The organism is Kitasatospora sp. LaBMicrA B282 (assembly GCF_050325825.1).
In the GTDB taxonomy this organism is placed as follows: domain Bacteria; phylum Actinomycetota; class Actinomycetes; order Streptomycetales; family Streptomycetaceae; genus Kitasatospora.
This window is the reverse complement of record NZ_JBNQTI010000017.1, coordinates 1-20,186: the sequence shown is the minus strand read 5'-3', so window position 1 is coordinate 20,186 and position 20,186 is coordinate 1. Positions and strand designations below refer to the sequence as shown.

Sequence of the window (20,186 nt, the reverse complement as noted above, 5' to 3'; positions counted from 1 at the left end):
GGTGTTACCTGACGGACTGGAGCAGCTCGGAGAGCGTCCGGCTGCGCTGCTTGAGGGGGGTCGGGGCCGGGGCTGCGCTGGGCTCGGCGGTGTCGGGACCGGTGGCCGGCCGGCGCTCGCGCAGCCAGTCGGCCAGCTTGGCCACGGTGTCGAGCTCGAAGAGCTGGGGGTAGCGGAAGTCGACGCCGAACCGGTCGGTGATCCGGCTGGCCAGCCGCAGGCCCATCAGCGAGTGGCCGCCGAGCCGGAAGAAGCCGTCGTCGCGGCGGACCACGGGGGTGCCGAGCACCGTGCGCCACAGCTCCGCGATCTCCGCCTCCAGGTCGTCGCGGTAGGCGGGCGCCGGCGCGGCCGGTTCGTCCGCCGCGGGCTCCGCCGGGTCGGCCGCCACGGCGTCCGGGTCCGTGGCCGCAGCCCCGGCCGGTGCCCCGGTGGCCGGCCCCTGCACCCAGACCGCGTGGCGCTGGTGCACCTCGGCCCGGGAGACCACCGTCACCGGCAGTCCGGCCTGCCCGACCACGGCCGCCACCGCGGCCAGGGCCTGCTCGCCGGTCAGCGCGAACCGGTCCAGCGGGGTGCGGACCTGCCGCTCGGGTTCGCCGGCCAGCCGCCAGCCGTCCCAGGTGGCGGCGAGCCAGCGGTCGTCGCCGGCCGCCCAGCGCTGCTCGCAGAAGGCCTCGACGGCCGCGTTGGCCGCCGCGTAGGCGGCGAGCCCGGGGCCGCCGAACCAGGCGGCGTTCGAGGAGAAGGTCAGGCAGAAGTCGAACTCCCGCCCGCGCAGCGCCGCGTCGAGGGCCTGGGCGCCCAGCAGCTTGGGCCGCAGCTGCTCCGCGAAGTGCGCCGCCGTCAGCGCCGCGCCGAGCGAGCGGATGGAGGCACCGGTGGTGACCGCGGCGGCGTGGAAGACGCCGGCCGGCGCCTGCCCGGCGGCCGTCAACCGGTCGAACAGGGCGCCGAGCGCGGCGCTGTCGGTCGCGTCGCAGCGGACGACCTCGACCGCCTCCGGGTGCTCGGCGAGCAGGGCGTCCAGCGCGGCGGAGGTCAGCGGGTCCAGACCCGGGTACCCGTCCGGGCCGCGCTCGGGTCGCCCGCGCCGGGTGGCCAGCACCACCCGGGCGCCGTACTCGGCGCACAGCTGCCGGGCGACGTGCAGGCTGAACCGCCCGATGCCGCCGGTGAAGACGTACGTGCCGCCCGGGCGGAACCGGCGCAGCGGGGCGCGCTCGCCGCCGACCCCGGCGGGCACCAGGGTGCGCAGCCAGCGCCCGCGCCCGCGGACGGCGCGGACCGTCTGCTCGGCGGGCTCGGCGAGCTCGGCCAGCCAGCCCGCCGGCTCGGCGTCGGGCAGCACGTCGACCACCTGCCAGCGCAGCCCCGGGCTCTCCTGGCCGAGCACCCGCAGCGCGGCGACCGCAGCCGCCCGGTCGGGCGCCACCTGCTCGCCGTCCTCGACGGCGGCCGCACCGGTGGTGACCAGGGTGACCGTCAACCGCCGGACGCCGACCGCCTCGACCGCCGCCGAGACCGCGGTGGCCACCGCGGCGGGCAGCTCCCAGGGCTGCCCGGAGCCGCTGCCGAGGGCGGTCAGCACCAACTCCACCTCGCCCGAGCCTGCGGTCCCGGTCAGCTCGGCCAGCTCAGCCAGCTCAGCCAGCTCAGCCAGCTCGGCCAGGTCGGTGAGTGTCCGGGCGTCGCCCAGCGCGCCGTGCGGCCCGCCGAGCCGGTGCACCAGCCGCACCGCCCCGCTGCTCCGGGCGGCGCGCAGCGCGGGCAGCCGGGACCAGCTCGGCGCGGTGTACCACTGCGCGGGGTCGGCCAGCGCGGCCACCGCCGCCTCCGGGCCGGTGGCCGCACCGCCGCCCGCCGCCGGGCCGGCCCAGTGCCGGACCCGGGCGAACCGGTAGCCCGGCAGCGCCGCCTTGCGGAACGCCGTCCGGCCGTACAGCAGGTGCGGGTCCAGCGGCACACCGGCGCAGTACAGCTCCGCGAAGCAGCGGGCCAGCACGGCCGGGTCGTCGAGCTGCTCCTTGACGTGCCGCAGCGAGGCGAAGGTGCGCACCGGCCGCGGCCCCGCCGGATGGCCCTCCGCGACGGCGCGGACGAAGCCGCCCAGGGTGCGGCCGGCGCCCAGTTCCAGGAAGTTGACGGCCCCCAGGTCCAGCAGGCCGCGGACGCCCTCGTCGAACCGGACGGTCTCGCTGAGGTGGCGCACCCAGTAGTCGGGGTCGGCCACCTCCTCGGCGGTGACCAGGCGGCCGGTGAGGTTGGACATCCAGGGCAGCACCGGCGGGGCGAAGCGGATCCGCGCCACCTCCGCCCGGAACTCCGCCAGGACCGGCGCCAGCAGGTCGGAGTGGCCGGGCGTGTCGATGTGCACCGGGCGGCACTCGATGCCCTCGGCGGCCAGCTGCTCGGCCACCGCCGCCAGCGCGGTGCGGTCGCCGGAGAGGGTGCAGTTCTGCGGCCCGTTCACGGCCGCCAGCGAGACCTGGGCGAGGCAGCCGGAGGCGCGCAGCTGCTCGGCGGTGGCCTGCACGCTGAGCATGCCGCCCTTGATCCGGGCCAGCAGCCGGGCCCGGCGGACCACCAGCTGCAGCCCGTCCGCCAGGCTGAGGCTCCCGCCGATCACGGCCGCGGTGTACTCGCCGAGGCTGTGTCCGATCTGCCAGGACGGGCGGACGCCGCGCGCGACGAAGGTCCGGGCCAGCGCCACCTGGACCAGGAAGACCGTGCTGAGCCCGAGCACCGGATCGGCGAGCCGCTCGGCGGCCAGGTCGGGCGCCGCGTCCAGCACGTCCGCGACCAGGTCGACGCCGGCCGTCCGGGCCAGGGCGCCGCGGCACTCCTCGAGCTGGGCCCGGAACAGCGGGTCGGTGGCGAGCAGCCGGCGGGCCATCCCCGGGTACTGGCTGCCGCCGCCGGCGTACATGAAGACCACGCCCGCGTCCTGCTCGTCGCACTCCGCGGTCACGAACCGGTCGGCGGACCGCTCGCGCAGCGTCCGGGCCAGCTCCTCGCCGGTGCGGCCGAGGGCCACCGCGCGCCGCGGGCGCAGCGAGCGCCCGTCGATCAGCGTGGCGGAGAGGTCGGCGAGCGCGGCCGCCGGGGCGGGCTGCCGGTCGAGGTGGTCGGCCAGGTCCGCGACCATGGCGTCCAGCGAGGCCGGGGTGTCGGCGGAGAGCGGGGCCAGGACGTAGCCGGCCAGGTCGGCCGGGTCGGCCGTGGGCGCCACGGTCGGGTCGGGCGCCTGGGCCAGGATCGCGTGGGCGTTGGTGCCGCCCAGGCCGAAGGAGCTGACGGCGGCGACCCGCCGGGGCAGCGGCCAGGGCCGGGCCTCGCCGGTCAGGTAGAACGGCGACCGGCCGCCCTCGGTCAGCTCGGGGTTCGGCTCGCCCACGTACAACTGCGGGGGGATGACACCGTGTTCGACCGCGAGCGCGGCCTTGATCAGGCCGGTCACGCCGGCGGCCGCGTCCAGGTGGCCGAGGTTGCTCTTGACCGAGCCGAGCGCGCACCAGGGCTCGCCGTCGCCCTCGCTCTCGCCGTACACGGTGCGCAGCGCGGCGATCTCGATCCGGTCGCCGAGCGGGGTGCCGGTGCCGTGGCCCTCGAGGTAGCCGACCTCCGTCGGCGAGATGTCGGCGAGTTCCAGCGCCGTGGTGATGGCGGCCGCCTGGCCGTGCTCGCTGGGCGCGGTGAAGCCGATCTTGTCGCGGCCGTCGTTGTTGATCGAGGTCGCCTTGATCACGGCGTGGATCCGGTCGCCCGCGTCGAGCGCGTCCGCCAGCCGCTTCAGCACCACCACCGCCACGCCGTTGCCGCTGAACACGCCCTCGGCCTCGTCGGTGTACGCCCGGCAGGTGCCGTCGGGCGAGTAGACCCCGCCCGCCACGTGCTGCTGCCCGCCGACCTGCGGGAAGCGCACCGCCGCGCCGCCGGAGAGCGCGAGGTCGCACTCGCCGGCCAGCAGGCTCTGGCAGGCCAGGTGCACGGCGACCAGCGAGCTGGAGCAGGCGGTCTGGACCGTCATGCTGGGGCCGGTCAGGTCGAGCTTGTACGACACCCGGGTGCTCAGGAAGTCGCCCTGGTTACCGGTGGCCAGCAGCATCCCGTCCTTCCAGTCCCGGGTGCCCGCGGCGCCGCCCAGCACCTGGGAGAGGTAGGTGTTGGAACTGACGCTGGCGAAGACGCCGACCGGGACGGTGGTCCGGTCCGGCGCGTGGCCGGCCTGCTCCAGGGCGTGCCAGGCGACCTCCAGGAAGATCCGCTGCTGCGGGTCGATGGAGCGCGCCTCCACCGGCGAGTAGCCGAAGAAGGCCGCGTCGAAGCGGTCGGCCTCGGCCAGCACGCCCCGGGCCGCGGCGAAGCCGGGCCGGTCGATCTGCTCGGCCGGGTAGCCGGCGGCGAGCAGCTCGTCCCGCTCGAACCGGGTGGTGCAGTTCCGCCCGGCCAGCACGTTCGCCCAGAAGGCGTCGACGTCGGCTGCCCCGGGGAACCGGCCGGCCATGCCGACGATCGCGATGTCCAGCTCGCTCATGCGCCCTGCCTCCTTGCACGGATCCTGGCCAGTGCGCCGCTGCGGGCGGCGCGGTCGGTGGTGCGGGCCGGCCGGGTGGCCGGGCCCGTTGCCTGCGATGGGGTGTTCTCCTGCGGTGGGGCGTCGACGAACCTGGCCAGCGCGGCGATCGTCGGGTGGCGGAACAGGTCGAGCAGCCGCAGGCGGGGGCCGAACTGCTCGGTCAGCCGGGCGTGCAGCGCCACCAGCAGCAGCGAGTGCCCGCCGACGTCGAAGAAGTTCTCCAGGCGCCCGATCCGCTCCCGCCCCAGCACCTGCGCCCAGGCCTGGTGGATGCGCTGCTCGACCTCCCCGACCACGGGCGCCGGTGCCGCCGCCGGGTCGACCGGGGTGACCGGGGCGAAGTCGGTGGGCAGGGCCCGCCGGTCCACCTTGCCGTTGGTGGTCAGCGGCAGCCTGGCGAGGAGGCGGTAGCGGTCCGGCACCATGGGCGCCGGCAGCGCGGCCCGCAGCAGCTCGCGCAGCTCGCCGGCCTGCGGCTGGTGCCCCTCGTGCGGCACCAGGTAGGCCACCAGGCCGTCGAAGCCGTCCTGGCGCAGGCGCACCGCGCAGGCGTCCGCGACGCCGGGCAGCCGGCGCAGCGTGTCCTCGACCTCGCCGAGTTCCACCCGGTGGCCGCGGATCTTGACCTGGCCGTCGTTACGGCCGCGGTACTCCAGCACCCCGTCGCGGCGGCGGACCACCAGGTCGCCGGTGCGGTAGAGCCGGCCGCCGCCGGGCGTGAACGGGTCCGGCACGAACTTCGCGGCGGTGAGCGCGGGTTGGTTCAGGTAGCCGCGGGTGACGCCGGCGCCGCCGACGCAGAGCTCGCCGACCACGCCGTACGGGACCGGGCGGAGGTGCTCGTCCAGTACGTGGTTGGTGGTGTTCGCGATCGGCGCGCCGATCGGCACCTCGGTGCCCAGGGGTTCGGTGGTGCCGGCTGCCGCGCCGAGCTCGAAGACGGTGCAGCCGACCACGGTCTCGGTCGGACCGTACTCGTTGACCACCCGCGTCCAGGTCAGCCAGGGCGCGGCGGTCGCGTGGTCGAGGGCCTCGCCGCCGACCACCAGGCAGTCGGCGAGCGGGCGGCGGGCCAGTTCGTCGGCCAGCTCGGTGTTGAGCAGGCGCAGGTGTGCGGGGGTCAGCTTGACCAGCTGGTACGGCTCGGTGCTCTCCCGCAGCGCCGCGACCAGGCCTTCGACGCCGTCCGTGGCGACCAGCCTGACACAGGCCCCGGCGACCAGGGGAGCGAGCGCGGTGGTCACTGTCAGGTCGAAGGCGAGCGGCGAGTGCAGCAGGGCCGTCGTGCCCGGCGCCAGCCCGTAGGAACGGGCCGCCCACTGGACGTAGTTGACCACGCCGGCGTGGTGGACGGCGACGCCCTTGGGCAGGCCGGTGGAGCCGGAGGTGTAGATGACGTAGCAGAGGTCGTCGGGGGTGGTCTGCGGCGAGGAGGCGGGCGTTGCGGCAGCGGTTTCGGCGTTGGCGTCGGCAGCGGTGTCGGTGTCGGCGAGGTTGAGGAGGTGGATCGGCCGGTCGCCGATGGCCTGGTGGAGGTGGGGCGGTGGGGTGGGGGTGTCGGTGATGACGGTGGTGATGCCGGCGTCCTGGATCATGTGGCGCAGGCGGGTGGCGGGGAGTTCGGGGTCGAGTGGGACGTAGGCGCTGCCGGCGCGCAGGGTGGCGAGCAGGGCGACGATCATCTCGGGGCTGCGGGCCGTGCTGATCCCGATCCGCCCGCCGGCGGGCAGCCGGGCCGCCAGGGCCGCCGAGTGCTCCGCCAACTCGCGGTAGCTGACGGTGCGTTCGCCCTGGGTGAGAGCCGGTGCGTCGGGGGTCAGGGCGGCTTGGCGCAGGATCAGCTCGTGGACCGTCGCCCCTGCGGGCTCGGCCGGCGCGCCCTGCCAGGCCGTCGTCAGCTCGTCCAGCTCGGCCGGGGAGAGGAAGGACGCCCGGCTCACCGCCTGGTCGGGCTGCTCCACCAACGCGCGCACCAGTCGGGCGAACTGGCGGGCCATGGTGTGCGCGGTGGCCGGGTCGAAGAGGCTGGTGTCGTACTGCCAGGTGCCGGTGTAGCCGCCGTCCTCGGCGTCGGCGACGGACACCGCCAGGTCGTACTTGGACTGGCCGTGGTCGAGGTCGACCGAGGTGGCGGTCAGGCCGTCGACCTCCCACGCGGTCTCCCGGGTGTCGGCGATGGCCATGCTGAACATCACCTGGAAGAGGGGGTGGTGGCTGAGGTCGCGGGTGGGGTTGAGTTCTTCGACGATGCGTTCGAAGGGGGTGTTCTGGTGGGTGAGGGCGTTGAGGACGGTGGTGCGGGTGTGGGTGAGGAGGGTGGTGTAGTCGGGGTGGTGTTGGAGGTTGAGGCGGAGGGCGATGGTGTCGACGAAGAGGCCGAGGGTGTGGTGGAGGTCGGTGTGGTCGCGGTTGGCGACGGGGGTGCCGATGCAGAGGTCGTGTTGGCCGCTGTAGCGGTTCAACAGGACTGCGAAGGCGGTGAGTAGGGCCATGAAGGGGGTGGCGGCGTGTTGTTGGGCGTGGGTGCGGAGGAGTTGGGCGGTGGTGGGGTCGATGTGGAAGTCGACGGTGTGGCCGTGGTGTTGTTGGACTGCTGGGCGGGGGTGGTCGAGGGGGAGGTGGAGTTGTTCGACGCCGGTGAGGGTGGTGGTCCACCAGGTGAGGTCGTCGTTCTGGTCGGGGCGGGTGCGTTGCCATGCGGCGTAGTCGAGGTACTGGACGGTGAGGGGTTCGAGCTGGCGGCCGGTGAGCAGGTGGTGGAGCTCTTCGGCGAGGATGCCGAGGGACCAGCCGTCGAAGGCGATGTGGTGGACGCTCAGCAGCAGGAGGTGCTCGTCTGCGGTGAGGCGTAGGAGCTGGGCGCGGACGGGCGGTGCGGCTTGGAGGTCGAAGGGCAGGGTGAGGAAGCTGCGCGCGGTGCTCTCCATCGCGTGTTCGTCGGTCACGTCGATGACCGGCAGGGGCAGGGGGGTGCCGGGCTCGTCGATGATCTGGCGGCAGCCGTCGGGGGTGTCGGTGTAGCGGGTGCGCAGGATCTCGTGGCGGGTGACCAGGGCGTTCAGGGCTTCGCCGAGTCGGTTCACGTCGAGGTCGCCGGTGAGGCGTAGTGCCCACGGCACGTTGTAGGAGGAGCCACCGGTGCCCAGGCGGTCCAGGAACCAGAGCCGCTCCTGCGCGAAGGAGACTGGGTGCTCGACACCCGCCCCTCGCGCCACCACCGGCACGGCCGTGGCGGACTGCGGTGCGCCGGCGCGGTCGAGCAACTCGGCCAGGGCCCGGAGGGTCGGGCGGGCGAAGCAGTCGCGCAGCGAGAGGTCGTGGCCGAGGTCGCTCTTCACCCGTGCGACGAAGCGCATCAGCAGCAGCGAGTGGCCGCCGGCGTCGAACAGGTTCTGCGCCATGTCGGTGACCGGGCGCTGGAGCACCGCGGACCACAGGTCCAGCAGCCGGGACTCGGTCTCGGTGGTCGGCGCGGTCCCGGCCGGGTCGGTGGGGGCCATGCCGGTGCCGGTCGGCTCCGGCAGCCGGCTGAAGTCGATCTTGCCGTTGAGGGTGCGCGGCACCTCGGGCACGACGGTCACCGTGGCCGGCACCATGTGGTCCGGCAGCGCGGTGCGCAGCAGCGCGAGCAGGGCGCCCGGCTCGAAGTCCGGCTCGGCGACGACGTACGCGGCGAGCGCGGTGACGGCCTCGCCGCCGCTCCGGACCGGCCGCACCACGGCCTGGCGCACCCCCGGACCGTTCGCCACGGCGGCCTCGACCTCGCCCAGCTCGACCCGGTGGCCACGGATCTTGACCTGGTGGTCGTCGCGACCCAGGAAGTCGAGCCAGCCGCCGGGCAGGGTCCGCACCAGATCCCCGGTGCGGAAGTACCGGGTGGGGACGCCCGTGGGGTCGGGCCACTCGACGAAGCGCTCCGCGGTCAGCTCCGGCCGGTTGAGGTAGCCCCGGGCCACGCCCGGGCCGCCGATGTGCAGCACGCCCGGCACACCGAACGGCACCGGCTGCCCGGCGCCGTCCAGGACGGCGACCGTGGTCGAGCCGAGCGGGCGCCCGATGGGCACGGTGTGCAGGTGCGGGAACCGGTCGCGCGGCAGCGTGTGGACCGGCAGCACCAGCGAGCCCACGCAGGTCTCGGTCGGGCCGTAGTGGTTGATGACCCGGCACTCGGGGGCCTGCGCGGCGATGTCGTCCACCAAGCGCACCGGCAGTGCCTCGCCGCCGAAGACCAGGGCCCGCCGGGGGACGGCCTGCGCCGGGTCCGCGCAGCCGCGGTAGAGCACCTCGAAGTGCGAGGGCACGATCTTCAGCACGTCGATCGGGTGGTTGCGCAGGTAGGCGGCGAACCGGTGCGGGCTGGTGGCCGTGTCGTAGTCGAGGACGTGGACGCAGCCGCCGCTGATCAGCGCGGGGAAGATGCTGGTGTTGCCCAGGTCGGCGGCGAGGGTGGAGACCGTGGCGAAGTGCAGCGGGGCTTCGTGGTCGACTGCCTCGCCGGTCGCCTCGCCGGCCGTCTCGTGGCGTAGGACGGCCAGCATGGCGGTGGCGTAGTGGGCGAGGTTGCGGTGGTGGACGGCGACGCCCTTGGGCAGGCCGGTGGAGCCGGAGGTGTAGATGACGTAGCAGAGGTCGTCGGGGGTGGTCTGCGGCGAGGGGGCGGGCGCCGCGGCGTCGGTGTCTGTGTCGGCAGTGGTGTCGGTGTCGGCGAGGTCGAGGAGGTGGATCGGCAGGTCGCCGATGGCCTGGTGGAGGTTGGTCGGTGGGGTGCCGGCGTCGGTGAGGATGGTGGTGATGCCGGCGTCCTGGATCATGTGGCGCAGGCGGGTGGCGGGGAGTTCGGGGTCGAGGGGGACGTAGGCGCTGCCGGCGCGCAGGGTGGCGAGCAGGGCGGTGATCATCTCGGGGCCGCGGTCGGTGCAGAGGCCGATGAGCTGCCCGGCGGGCAGCCGGGCGGCGATGGCTGCCGATCGGTCGGCCAACTCCCGGTAACTGACGACTCGTTCCCCCTGGGCGAGGGCCGGCGCGTCAGGAGCGAGCATGGCCTGACGGAGAATCAGCTCGTGGACGGGAACGGCCTCGCTCTCACGCTCGTCCTCGGCAGGGCTGCCCTGCCAGGCGGCGGCGAGCTCGGCAAGCTCGGCCGGGGTGAGCAGCGGGAGCTCGGCGACCGGGGTGGTGGGCTGGTCGACGAGGGTGCGGACGAGCTGCGTGAAGTGGCGGGCCATGGCGTGCGCGGTGGCCGGGTCGAAGAGGCTGGTGTCGTACTGCCAGGTGCCGGTGTAGCCGCCGTCCTCGGTGTCGGCGACGGTCACGGCCAGGTCGTACTTGGACTGGCCGTGGTTCAGGTCGACCGTGGTGGCCGTCAGTCCGCCCGCCTCCCAGTCGGACCGTCCGGCGCTCGTCATGTTGAAGAGCACCTGGAAGAGGGGGTGGTGGCTGAGGTCGCGGGTGGGGTTGAGTTCTTCGACGATGCGTTCGAAGGGGGTGTTCTGGTGGGTGAGGGCGTTGAGGACGGTGGTGCGGGTGTGGGTGAGGAGGGTGGTGTAGTCGGGGTGGTGTTGGAGGTTGAGGCGGAGGGCGATGGTGTCGACGAAGAGGCCGAGGGTGTGGTGGAGGTCGGTGTGGTCGCGGTTGGCGACGGGGGTGCCGATGCAGAGGTCGTGTTGGCCGCTGTAGCGGTTCAACAGGACTGCGAAGGCGGTGAGTAGGGCCATGAAGGGGGTGGCGGCGTGTTGTTGGGCGTGGGTGCGCAGGAGTTGGGCGGTGGTGGGGTCGATGTGGAAGTCGACGGTGTGGCCGTGGTGTTGTTGGACTGCTGGGCGGGGGTGGTCGAGGGGGAGGTGGAGTTGTTCGACGCCGGTGAGGGTGGTGGTCCACCAGGTGAGGTCGTCGTTCTGGTCGGGGCGGGTGCGTTGCCAGGTGGCGTAGTCGAGGTACTGGACGGTGAGGGGTTCGAGCTGCCGGCCGGTGAGCAGGTGGCGGAGCTCGTCGGCGAGGATGCCGAGGGACCAGCCGTCGAAGGCGATGTGGTGGATGCTCAGCAGCAGGAGGTGCTCGGCTGCGGTGAGGCGTAGGAGCTGGGCGCGGACGGGGGGTGCGGCCTGGAGGTCGAAGGGCAGGGCGAGGAAGCTGCGCGCGGCGCTCTCCATCGTGTGCTCGTCGGTCACGTCGATGACCGGCAGGGGCAGGGGGGTGCCGGGCTCGTCGATGATCTGGCGGCAGCCGTCGGGGGTGTCGGTGTAGCGGGTGCGCAGGATCTCGTGGCGGGTGACCAGGGCGTTCAGGGCCTCGCCCAGTCGGTTCACGTCGAGTTCGCCGGTGAGGCGGAGCGCCCACGGCACGTTGTAGGAGGAGCCGCCGGTGCCCAGGCGGTCCAGGAACCAGAGCCGCTCCTGCGCGAAGGAGACCGGGTGCTCGACACCCGCCCCCCGCGCCACCACCGGGACGACGCTTGCGCTGTTCGCGGCCGCGAGCCGGGTCCGCTGCGCGGCCAGGCGGGCCATCCGCGCGGCCCGGGCGGCGTCGGTGCCGGTCTGCAGGGTGCCGGTCTGCGGTGTGCTGGTCTGCAGGGTGCCGGTCATGCCGGGGTCACCTCCATCGAGGGCTTGGCCGGCTCGGCGCGCGGGGCGGCGAGAACCGGGTGCTTGGCGTGGATCAGCGGGAGCAGCAGCGCGCCCACCACCGAGGCGGCGACGATGACGGCCAGCCAGCCGAGGTCCACGCCGCGGGTGTTGAAGACGGTCAGCGCGGCGGTGCAGGCCAGCGCCTGGAAGACGCCCAGCCAGCGGAGCACGATCACGTTGAAGCCGACCAGGTGCTCGGTCGGGATCCCGTTGCGGATCACCGCGTCCGAGGGGGCGTAGACGCCGGTGTTCAGGCCGCCGAGCAGCAGCACGCCGCCGACCGACCAGAGGCTCGGCGCCCACAGGAAGAGTGCCGTCGCGACCACGTAGACCACCGGCAGCGCCAGCACCCACAGCTGCGGCGGGATCCGCCGGCTGAGCCGGTTGTAGGCCAGGCCGAGCACCATGCCCGGGGCACGCAGCACGGCGAGCAGCGTGATGCTGGCGCCGGCCGCGAGCAGGCCGAGCCGGGGGTTGATCAGCGGCAGGTAGTTGACGAAGGACGCGTTGACCCCGTGGAACAGCGGGACGGCGATCAGCACCGCGAGCGGCCCGGACCGGGCGATCGCGGAGAGCGGCGCGGTCACGGTGGGCCGGCCGGTCACGGCGGGCCGGCCGGCCGTGGCGGCCGGCGCAGGCGTGGCGGGTGCCGGCTCGGGCGCCGGGTCCTGGCCCGCCAGCCAGAGGGTCAGGGCCAGTCCGACGAAGGTCAGCGCGTCGAAGAGCAGTACGTAGCGCCAGGTGTCGGCGTCCACGACCAGCGAGGCGAGCAGTGTGGCGGTCAGCGCCGCCAGCACGTCCAGCCCGGCCTTGCGCCCGGCCAGCTGCCCGTACTCCTCGGAGCGGACGAAGTAGCGGTACATCGCCACCTGGTAGAGCAGCCGCGGGATGCCCTCCTTCGCGAAGGCGTAGAGCGACACGAAGAGCACCGAGATCACCAGCGTGGCCAGTCGCCCGTGGAACCTCAGGGCGAGCAGCGAGATGCCGACCTCCATGACGGCGATCGCCAGCAGCAGCTTCGCGTAGTCCACCCGGGCGGTGGCCATCCGGTGGCTCACCCGCTTGCCGAGCAGGCTCGCGCCCAGCACCGCGAAGGCCGGCACCAGCCAGAACACCACGGTGTACGAGATCTTCCCGGTCTCCACGCCGACGCCGAACGGCACCGCGGTGACGGTGAGCACGTCGCCCATGGTCGAGAAGAATTGCGAGGTCAAGAAGGAGCTCGTTCGAGAGTTCAAGGTGCCGGCTCTCCCGCTTTGTGATGCCGCGTCGAATTTGTGATTCCGCGTCGAATGTCCGTGGACGATGGCTGGTCCATCCGGTCCGGGAGCCTACGAGGCACCGCGCCGACCAGCCGAAACCGTGCCCAGACCTTGTCACTTACGCCCCCGGACCGGGTGCCAGGTGACAGAGTTCGGGGTCGTCCTTGACGGTGCTCAGCGGCCGCTGACAGCCTGCGGATCGCCGTTGGGCCCGAATTCCAACAATGGAGAAACCGTTGAGGAATGCCGAATCCCGTCCCACCTCGACGGGAACATCCACTCTGACCGAACTGTTCCGGAACACGGTCGACCGCCATCCGGAGCGCACCGCCGTGAGCGACGGCGTGCGGAGCCTCAGCTACGCCGAGCTGGACCGGCTCTCGGACCGCCTGGCCGCCGCCCTGCGGGCGCGCGGCGTCCGGCCCGAGACCCGGGTGGGCATCCACCTGGACCGGTCCGTCGACCTGGTGCTGGCCGTGCTCGGCGTCGTCAAGGCCGGCGGCGCGACCCTGGTGATCGACACCCGCTACCCCGCCGAGCGGCGCGCCCTGATGCTGCGCGCCGGCGGGGCCGCACTGGCGATCACGGCGCGCGAGTATGCCGACGCGCTGGCCGGGAGCGTCCCGCAGCTGCTGCTGGCCGAGGAGTTCGCCGCGCTGCCGGCCGACCCCGCGCCGGTGGAGCACGTCGTGGCCCCCTTCGACGCGGCCTCCGTGCTCTTCACCTCGGGCTCGACCGGCCGGCCGAAGGCCATCGTGCTGGAACACCGCAACCTGGTCTCGTTCGCCACCAACCCGGCGGTGCCCGCCGTTCGGGCCGAGGACCGGGTCGGGCAGATCTCCAACGTCTCCTTCGACGCCTTCCACTTCGAGCTCTGGTGCACGTTGGCGGCCGGCGCCGAGCTGGTGGTGCTGCCGGAGGTGCCCGCGCTGCTGTCCGCCGGGTTCCGCGGGCAACTGGGCCGCCACGGCGTGTCGGTGATGATCGTGCCGACCATGGTGGTGAACCACGTGGTGCGCGAGGAGCGGGACGCTTTCGCCGGGCTGCGGGTGCTGGTGGCCGGCGGTGACGTGCTGCAGCCCGCCGCCTGCCGCGAGCTGCTCGCCGGCGACTTTGCGGGCGAGCTGCACAACATGTACGGCCCGGCCGAGATCACCACCGCGTGCACCGCCCACCTGGTCACCGTGGCGGACGCCGCGGCCGACTCGGTGCCGATCGGCCGGGCGCTGCACGGGGTCACCCTGCACGTGCTCGACGCCGAGCTGCGGCCGGTGCCGGACGGTGCGCCGGGAGAGCTGTTCGTGGCCGGCCCGGGCGTGGCCCGCGGCTACCTGGGCGCCCCGGAACTCACCGCCGAGCGCTTCCTGTCGAACCCGCTGGGCCCCGGCTCCGGCCGGCTCTACCGGACCGGCGACCTGGTGCGCCGCCGGCCGGACGGCGTCCTGGAGTTCGTCGGACGGAGCGACGACCAGGTCAAGGTGCGCGGCTACCGGGTCGAGCCCGGCGAGGTCGAGCAGGGCCTGCAGAAGCACCCGCTGGTGCACGAGGCCGTGGTGCTCCCCGACGGCGAGGGCGGCGACCGCCGGCTGATGGCCTTCGTGGTGCTGGACGACGCCCTGACCCTGCGCGAGCTGCGCGCCCACGCGCAGGCCGTGCTGCCCCCCTTCATGGTGCCGAGCGAGCTGGTGCTGGTGCCGCGGATCCCGGTCACCGCGCACGGCAAGCGCGACCTGGCCGAACTGCGGGTGCTGCTGGCCGACCACCGGGCCCGGACCGCGCAGTACACCGCACCCGCCACCGACATCGAGGTCTACCTGGCCGAGCTGTGGGAGGAGCTGCTCGGGGTCGAGCGGATCGGCCTGGAGGGGGACTTCTTCGCGCTGGGCGGCCACTCGCTGCAGACCTACCGGGTGAAGACCCGGATCAAGTCCGAGCTCGGCGTGGACCTGCCGCACCCGGTGCTGGTGAGCACCCCGGTGCTCGGCGAGCTGGCCGCCGTGGTGGACCGCCTGATCGAGGAGGCACTCGCGTGACGACCGACGTGCCGGCCCTGCTGGCCGGCCTCAGCGAGGAACAGCTCACCGCCTTGGTGGGTCAGTTGGAGCCGATCTCGGTCAACCAGCTGCGCCTGTGGATCAGCCAGGAGTTCGACCCCCGCTCGAACGCCTACAACGTCGCGCGCTGCCTGCGGTTGACCGGCCCGCTCGACGAGCCGGCCCTGGCGCGGGCCCTGCACGCCCTCGTCGAGCGCCACGAGGTGCTGCGCACCGTCTTCGTGGAGCACCGCGACCAGGTCCACCAGCTGGTCCTCGACCCGGACCCGGCGCCGGCCCCGGCCGAGCCGCTGGACCCGGTCGAACTGCCGGAGCTGGCCCGCCGGTTCACCATGCAGCCGTTCGACCTGCGGGCCGAACCGCCGTTCCGGGCCCGGCTGCTGCGCACCGGCGAGGACGAGCACGTGCTGCTGCTCGCCTTCCACCACATCGCGGTCGACGGCTGGTCGCTCGGCATCTTCGAGCGCGAACTGGCCGAGGCCTACTGCTCGTTCGCCGGAACCGGCGACTGGCGGCCGGCGGCCGAGCCGGCCCAGGCGGCCGACTTCGCGCGCTGGCAGCGCGAGACCCTGACCCCGGAGCTGGTCGAGCAGCAACTGGCCTACTGGCGCGGCGCGTTGCCCGCCGATCGGCCGCAGTCCTCGCTGCTGGCGGCCCGGCCACTGCGGTCCACCGGTCCGGGGGCGGCGCTCGCCCACGTCACGGAGGTCCCGGCGGACGTCGCCCGGACGGTCGAGGAGCTGGCCGGCGCGAGCGCGGCCACCACCTTCACCGTGCTGCAGACCGCCGTGCAGGTGCTGCTCCAGCGCTTCACCGGCCAGACCGGCATCGTGCTGGGCACCACCACGCTGAACCGCAAGCGCCCGGAGTTCGAGTCCGCGCTCGGCTTCTTCGTCAACACCGTCGCCCTGCACACCGACCTCGCCGACCAGCCCTCCTTCACCGAGGCGCTGCGGCGGGCGAAGGAGACCGTGCTGGGGGCGCTCTCGCACGACGACCTGCCGTTCGACCGGGTGGTCGAGGCCGTCTCCGCGCGGGTCGCGGGCGAGGGCGGCGCGCTGTTCCAGGTCGCGGTGGAGCTCCAGCCCGCCCCGGCCGGGCCGGCGGGCCGCTGGGGCGCGCTGGCGGTGGAGGTCTCCAGCCCGCTCGACAAGCGCGCCAAGTTCGACCTGGCGCTCTTCTTCTTCCGGGTCCCGCAGGGGCTGCAGCTGATGGTCGAGTACGACTCCGCGCTGTTCGACGAGGCGTACGTGGCGGGTCTGGTCCGCGCGCTCTTCACGCTGCTCCGTGCGGCCGGGCAGGCGCCCGAGCGGTCGATCGCCGAGCTGGCCCTGGTGGACGCGGCGGCCGAGGCCGAGCTGCGGGTGCTGCGCACGGCGCCCGCACCCGCGCCGGTGGCGCCGACCACCGAGCTGATCCGGGCGCTGGCGGCGCACGGCGCCCGCACCGGGGTCCGCAGCGCGGACGAGGAGCTGGACTTCGCCGAGCTGGTGCGGCGCGCGGAGGCCGTGGCCGAGGCGCTGACCGCGCGCGGGACCCGCCCGGGCAGCTTCGTCGGCGTGGTCGCCGACCGCTCGGTGCACTCGATCGTCGCGGTGCTCGGCTGCTGGCTGGCCCGCTGCGCGTACGTGCCGATCGACCCGGCGCTGCCCGAGGACCGCCGCCGGTACATGATCGAGGACTCCGGGCTGACCTCGATCCTCGGCCCGGCCGGCTTCGAGGCGTTCGGGGCGGAGCCGATCGACGTCCGGGCCTGGTCGCTCTCCGGCCGCGCCCTCGACCCGGCCACCGCCCCGGTCACCGAGCCCGGCGACCTCGCCTACGCGATCTACACCTCCGGCACCACCGGCACCCCGAAGGCCGTCCTGACCACCCACGCCAACCTGCACCACTTCATGGCCGGGCTGGGCGAGACCTACCGGGTGACCGACTGGCGGCAGGAGGTCTGCTCGCTCAACGCGCCGCTGATCTTCGACGTCACGGTGCAGCAGCTGCTCGCCCTGCTCGCCGGCGCGAGCCTGGCCATCGTGCCCGGTCCGGTGCGACTCGACCCGGAGGCGATGCTCGACTACGTCGAGCGGGCCGGGATCACCCTGCTGGAGTGCATCCCGCCGCACCTGCAGCTGCTGGTCGAGGCCGGCCTGCTGGAGCGCCCCGGGCTCGCGCTGCGGCGCCTGGTGACCGGCGGCGAGGCGCTGCCCGCGCCGCTCTGGCCGGTGCTGGCCGACTCGCGGCTGACCGTGTTCAACGTCTACGGGCCCACCGAGTGCACGGTCAACTCCACCTTCACCGTGGTCGATGCCGCCGCCGAGCGGCCCAGCATCGGCAAGGAGCTGCCGGGCGTCTCGCTCTTCGTCGCCGACCAGGAGGGCCGGCTGGTGCCGTACGGCGCCTGCGGCGAGCTCTTCGTCGGTGGCGGCGGGGTCGGGCCCGGCTACCTGGGCCGCCCGGAGCTGACCGCCGAACGCTTCGTCGAGCGCCCCTGGGGGCCGCAGGGCGAGCCGGTCCGGGTCTACCGCACCGGCGACCAGGTGCGCCTCGCCAAGGGCGGGGTAGTGGAGTACCTGGGCCGGCTGGACGACCAGGTCAAGATCCGCGGCAACCGGATCGAACTCGGCGAGGTCACCGCCCGGCTGCTCGCCCACTCGGCGGTGACCGCGGCGGTCACCGTGGTGGACGACAGCGACCCGCGCGGCGCCAACCTGCACGCCTTCGTGGTGTCCGGCGACGAGCGGTTGGGCGGGGCGGAACTCCGGCAGTACCTGCGCGGGTTCCTGCCCGAGTACATGGTGCCGCAACGGATCTCCCGGCTCGCCGCGCTGCCCGTCACCGTGATCGGCAAGGTCGACCAGCGGGCGCTGCGCGAGCTGTGCCGGCAGGCCGCCGCCGAGGCGCCGCCGGCCCCGCGCGAGCGACTGGCGCCGGCCGACGCGACCGAGCGGCTGCTGGTCGAGCTGTGGCGGGAACTGCTCCGGCAGCCGGACGCCGACGCGGCCGCCCACTTCTTCGCCAGTGGCGGGCACTCGCTGCTGGCGGCCCGGCTGATCTCCCGGATCCGCTCCGCGTTCGGCCCCGGGCTGACCATCGCGGACCTGGTGGAGCGGCCGACCCCGCGGCAGTTCGCCGACCTGGTCCGCAACCGGCCCAGCGGCCCGGCCCGCGGCCTGGTCACGCTGGCCGAGGGCGCGGGCGGCGCACCGGTCATCTGCCTGCACCCGCTCGGCGGCGACGTGCTGGTCTACCGGGAGCTGGTGGACGCCTTCCCGCTGGACCGGCCGGTGTACGGCGTCGCCGACCGCCGCACCGACCCGCGCACCCGCACCGGCTGGGACACCCCCGAGCAGATGCTGGACGCCTACGCCGCCGAGATCGCCGAGCTGGTCGGCGGCGGGCCCTGCCACCTGGTCGGCTGGTCGCTGGGCGGCCTGATCGCGCACGGCACCGCGCACCGGCTGGAGCGGCTGGGCGTCGAGGTCCGCTCGCTCACCCTCTGGGACACCGGGCTGGCCGCCGAGCGGGTCGAGCGGCCCGCCGAACCGGACTGGGCGGCGGGGATCCTGCCGGTGCTGCACGCCCTCGCCCCGCAGGGCGCGCCGCCGATCCCGGCGCGGGAGCACCGGCGGCTGGCCGCCGAGGCCGCCGAGCTGCCCGTCGCGGCGGCCGGCACCTGGGTGCTGGACACGGCCGAGCAGCTCTGGGGCGAACGCCCCGCCGCCGACCCGCAGACCGTGACGGACCGGATCGCCGTCGCCGCGCTGCACCGCTGGCTGTTCACCGGCTGGCAGGCGCCGGTCGTCCGGGCGCCGATGCAGATCGCCTGGGCGGGCGACTCGCTGGACCGCCGGCTGATCACCCGCACCCGCTGGGCCGACCACACCACCGCGCAGCTGCGCGAGAGCGAGGTGGCCGGCACCCACTACTCGATCACCACGGGCGTCACCGTGAAGGAACTGGCCGCCGAGCTCGCCGAGTTCGTCACCACGATGGAGGAATTGCCGCGATGAGCGTCTTCGAGAAGCTGGAGTCCGAGGTCCGCAGCTACTGCCGCGGCTGGCCCGCCGTCTTCGGGCGCGCCGTCGGCAGCCGGCTGTACGACGAGCGCGGCCGCGCCTACCTGGACTTCTTCGCCGGCGCCGGCTCGCTGAACTACGGGCACAACAACCCGGTCCTCAAGCAGGCGCTGCTGGAGTACCTGACCGCGGACGGGATCACCCAGGCGCTCGACATGAGCACCGAGGCCAAGGGCGAACTGCTGGAGACCTTCGCCGAGTTGGTGCTCAAGCCGCGGGTGCTCGACTACAAGGTGCAGTTCCCCGGCCCGACCGGCACCAACGCCGTCGAGTCGGCCCTGAAGCTGGCCCGCAAGGTCACCGGGCGCCGCACCGTGGTCTCCTTCACCAACGCCTTCCACGGCATGACGCTGGGCTCGCTCGCGGTGACCGGCAACGCGGCCAAGCGCCGCGGCGCCGGGGTCCCGCTGACCGACGCCCTGGCGATCCCCTACGACGGCTACCTCGGCGCCGGCGCACCGGACTTCGGCCTGCTGGAGCGGATGCTGACGGACCGGGGCAGCGGGCTGGAGCTGCCGGCCGCCGTGATCGTGGAGACCGTACAGGGCGAGGGCGGGGTGAACGTGGCGCGCCGGGAGTGGCTGCGCGCACTCGCCGAGCTGTGCCGGCAGCACGAGATCCTGCTGATCGTCGACGACGTCCAGATGGGCTGCGGCCGCACCGGCGCCTTCTTCAGCTTCGAGGAGGCCGGCCTCACCCCCGACATCGTGGTGCTCTCCAAGTCGATCGGCGGCTACGGCCTGCCGATGGCGCTCACCCTGCTCCGCCCCGACCTGGACGTCTGGGAGCCGGGCGAGCACAACGGCACCTTCCGGGGCAACAACCTCGCCTTCGTCACCGCGACCGCCGCGCTGCGCAGCTACTGGGCCGACGACGCCCTGGAGCGCGGCACGCTCGCCAAGGGCGAGCGGGTCCGCGGCGTGCTGGCCGAGCTGGCCGCCGGCATCCCCGGCGCGGAGGTGCGCGGGCGCGGCCTGGTGCAGGGCCTGGCGCTGCCGGTGCCGCAGTGGGCGGGGCTGGCCGCGCGTGCGGCCTACCGGCGCGGGGTGCTGGTGGAGACCTCCGGCGCCGAGGGGCAGGTGCTCAAGCTGATGCCGCCGCTGACCGTCACCGACGAGGAGCTGACCGAGGGGCTGGCCGTGCTGGCCGACTCGGTCCGCGAGGCCGTCGAGCGGGCGCCGGAGGAGCTGGGGGCGCTGGGGTGAGCGGGCAGGACGAGCTGATCCACGGTCTGTTCGCCCGGCGCGCCGCCGAGTTCCCCGACGCGCCCGCGGTGATCCAGGGCGCGCTGCGGGTCAGCTACCGCGAACTCGACGCCCTGGCCGAGGAACTGGCCGGCCGGCTGGCCGGGCAGGGCATCGGGCCCGGCAGCCTGGTGCCGGTGCTGCTTCCCCGGTCGATCCAGCTGGTGACGGCCTTCCTGGCGGTGCTCAAGTGCGGGGCGGCCTACGCCGCGCTGGACCCGCGCTGGCCGCAGGAGCGGCTGGACCGGCTGGTCGGACAGCTCGGCAGCCCGGTGGTGGTCACCGAGGGCGAGGCGCCCGCCGGCCGGCAGGCCGTCGCGCCCGCCCGGCCCGGGCAGCCGCTGCCCGCGGCCG

7 protein-coding genes are annotated in these 20,186 nt (G+C 74.3%); 4 read left to right on the top strand and 3 right to left on the bottom strand.

Annotated features, from left to right (window positions below; all coding sequences use genetic code 11):
• Positions 1–4: 4 nt before the first annotated feature.
• Genes ACQRUO_RS07900 through ACQRUO_RS07890 form a run of 3 tightly spaced genes read right to left on the bottom strand, consistent with a single transcriptional unit; the run spans position 5 to position 12,416 of the window.
• Positions 5–4,537 (bottom strand): beta-ketoacyl synthase N-terminal-like domain-containing protein, encoded by a 4,533-nt coding sequence (locus ACQRUO_RS07900; protein WP_428315019.1) that lies wholly within the window; start codon positions 4,535–4,537, stop codon positions 5–7.
• Positions 4,534–11,160: an amino acid adenylation domain-containing protein gene (locus tag ACQRUO_RS07895; RefSeq protein WP_428315018.1), complete on the bottom strand. Its 6,627-nt coding sequence runs from the start codon at positions 11,158–11,160 to the stop codon at positions 4,534–4,536. The genes ACQRUO_RS07900 and ACQRUO_RS07895 overlap by 4 nt, the downstream gene beginning before the upstream one ends.
• A complete protein-coding gene (locus tag ACQRUO_RS07890) occupies positions 11,157–12,416 on the bottom strand; it encodes an MFS transporter (RefSeq protein ID WP_428315017.1) in 1,260 nt (419 codons plus the stop codon). Before ACQRUO_RS07890 ends, ACQRUO_RS07895 begins: the two co-directional genes overlap by 4 nt.
• A gap of 272 nt (positions 12,417–12,688) precedes the next feature.
• On the opposite strand from ACQRUO_RS07890, the gene ACQRUO_RS07885 reads away from it, so the two are divergent.
• The 4 genes from ACQRUO_RS07885 to ACQRUO_RS07870 all read left to right on the top strand — a co-directional run.
• Positions 12,689–14,497: a non-ribosomal peptide synthetase gene (locus tag ACQRUO_RS07885; RefSeq protein ID WP_428315016.1), complete on the top strand. Its 1,809-nt coding sequence runs from the start codon at positions 12,689–12,691 to the stop codon at positions 14,495–14,497.
• Positions 14,494–18,522, top strand: coding sequence for a non-ribosomal peptide synthetase (locus tag ACQRUO_RS07880; RefSeq protein WP_428315015.1), 4,029 nt, complete (start codon positions 14,494–14,496; stop codon positions 18,520–18,522). Before ACQRUO_RS07885 ends, ACQRUO_RS07880 begins: the two co-directional genes overlap by 4 nt.
• Positions 18,519–19,793 (top strand): diaminobutyrate--2-oxoglutarate transaminase, encoded by a 1,275-nt coding sequence (gene ectB, locus ACQRUO_RS07875; RefSeq protein WP_428315014.1) that lies wholly within the window; start codon positions 18,519–18,521, stop codon positions 19,791–19,793. The genes ACQRUO_RS07880 and ectB overlap by 4 nt, the downstream gene beginning before the upstream one ends.
• A partial coding sequence (locus tag ACQRUO_RS07870) for an AMP-binding protein (protein ID WP_428315013.1) occupies positions 19,790–20,186 on the top strand: 397 nt, incomplete at its 3' end. The genes ectB and ACQRUO_RS07870, both read left to right, overlap by 4 nt.